Origin of the sequence: Craterilacuibacter sinensis, assembly GCF_009831765.1 — a bacterium.
Classification (GTDB): Bacteria; Pseudomonadota; Gammaproteobacteria; order Burkholderiales; family Chromobacteriaceae; genus Craterilacuibacter; species Craterilacuibacter sinensis.
Genome location: NZ_WSSB01000026.1, coordinates 1 through 2,500 on the forward strand (window position 1 = coordinate 1; position 2,500 = coordinate 2,500).

Genomic DNA, 2,500 nt, shown 5'->3' on the forward strand with positions numbered 1-2,500 from the left:
TATCTGGATGCCTTGGTAGAAGTATTGCTTCGCAACTCTGCTTATCTTAGCAAAGCCACTCAAATGATAGGATCAAGCCTCACGAGCAATTAGTATCGGTTAGCTTCATGCCTCACAGCACTTCCACACCCGACCTATCAACGTCCTGGTCTCGAACGACTCTTCAGGAGGATCAAGTCCTCAGGGAAGTCTCATCTTCAGGCGAGTTTCGCGCTTAGATGCTTTCAGCGCTTATCTCTTCCGAACTTAGCTACCCGGCAATGCCACTGGCGTGACAACCGGTACACCAGAGGTTCGTCCACTCCGGTCCTCTCGTACTAGGAGCAGCCCCCGTCAAACTTCCAACGCCCACTGCAGATAGGGACCAAACTGTCTCACGACGTTTTGAACCCAGCTCACGTACCACTTTAAATGGCGAACAGCCATACCCTTGGGACCGGCTACAGCCCCAGGATGTGATGAGCCGACATCGAGGTGCCAAACTCCGCCGTCGATATGAACTCTTGGGCGGAATCAGCCTGTTATCCCCGGAGTACCTTTTATCCGTTGAGCGATGGCCCTTCCATTCAGAACCACCGGATCACTATGTCCTGCTTTCGCACCTGCTCGACGTGTCGGTCTCGCAGTTAAGCTACCTTTTGCCATTGCACTATCAGCACGATTTCCGACCGTACCTAGGTAACCTTCGAACTCCTCCGTTACACTTTGGGAGGAGACCGCCCCAGTCAAACTGCCTACCATGCACTGTCCCCAATCCGGATTACGGACCAAGGTTAGAACCTCAAACACACCAGGGTGGTATTTCAAGGACGACTCCACTGAAACTAGCGTCTCAGATTCATAGTCTCCCACCTATCCTACACAAGTCTGTTCAAAGTCCAATGCAAAGCTACAGTAAAGGTTCACGGGGTCTTTCCGTCTAGCAGCGGGTAGATTGCATCTTCACAAACATTTCAACTTCGCTGAGTCTCAGGAGGAGACAGTGTGGCCATCGTTACGCCATTCGTGCGGGTCGGAACTTACCCGACAAGGAATTTCGCTACCTTAGGACCGTTATAGTTACGGCCGCCGTTTACTGGGGCTTCGATCAAGAGCTTGCACCCCATCACTTAACCTTCCAGCACCGGGCAGGCGTCACTCCGTATACGTCCACTTTCGTGTTGGCACAGAGCTGTGTTTTTGTTAAACAGTCGCAGCCACCGATTCTCTGCGACCTCTCTAAGCTTCGTAAGCAAGTTACTACACCCAAAGAGGCATACCTTCTCCCGAAGTTACGGTATCAATTTGCCGAGTTCCTTCTCCTGAGTTCTCTCAAGCGCCTTAGAATTCTCATCCTGCCCACCTGTGTCGGTTTGCGGTACGGTTCTTATGTAGCTGAAGCTTAGTGGCTTTTCCTGGAAGCGTGGTATCAGTCACTTCAGGTCCGTAGACCCTCGTTATCACTTCTCGGCGTTGAATAAGAGACCGGATTTGCCTAATCTCTCCGCCTACCGGCTTGAACGACCTATTCCAACAGGCCGCTGACCTAACCTTCTCCGTCCCCACATCGCACTACATAAAAGTACGGGAATATTAACCCGTTTCCCATCGACTACGCTTTTCAGCCTCGCCTTAGGGGCCGACTCACCCTACGCCGATGAACGTTGCGTAGGAAACCTTGGGCTTTCGGCGTGGGGGCTTTTCACCCCCATTATCGCTACTCATGTCAGCATTCGCACTTCTGATACCTCCAGCAATCCTTCCGGATCACCTTCACAGGCCTACAGAACGCTCCCCTACCATCTATACGACACTGACGACGTATAGATCCGCGGCTTCGGTTATCAGTTTGAGCCCCGTTACATCTTCCGCGCAGGACGACTCGACCAGTGAGCTATTACGCTTTCTTTAAATGATGGCTGCTTCTAAGCCAACATCCTGGCTGTCTGGGCCTTCCCACTTCGTTTACCACTTAACTGATCATTTGGGACCTTAGCCGGCGGTCTGGGTTGTTTCCCTCTTGACGATGGACGTTAGCACCCACCGTCTGTCTCCCATGCTCGCACTTTCCGGTATTCAGAGTTTGCCATGGTTTGGTAAATCGCAATGACCCCCTAGCCATAACAGTGCTTTACCCCCGGAAGTGATACATGAGGCACTACCTAAATAGTTTTCGGGGAGAACCAGCTATCTCCGAGTTTGTTTAGCCTTTCACCCCTATCCACAGCTCATCCCCTAATTTTGCAACATTAGTGGGTTCGGACCTCCAGTGCGTGTTACCGCACCTTCATCCTGGCCATGGATAGATCACTCGGTTTCGGGTCTACACCCAGCGACTGATTCGCCCTATTCGGACTCGGTTTCCCTGCGCCTCCCCTATTCGGTTAAGCTTGCCACTGAATGTAAGTCGCTGACCCATTATACAAAAGGTACGCAGTCACCCCATTTTTCAAGGGCTCCCACTGTTTGTATGCATCAGGTTTCAGGTTCTATTTCACTCCCCTCCCGGGGTTCTTTTCGC

At 51.8% G+C, this 2,500-nt stretch carries 1 rRNA gene (cut by a window edge); it reads right to left on the reverse strand.

What is annotated here, in order from left to right:
- Positions 1 to 68: 68 nt before the first annotated feature.
- Positions 69 to 2,500, reverse strand: a 23S ribosomal RNA gene (locus GQF02_RS15655) (it continues 473 nt past the right edge of the window).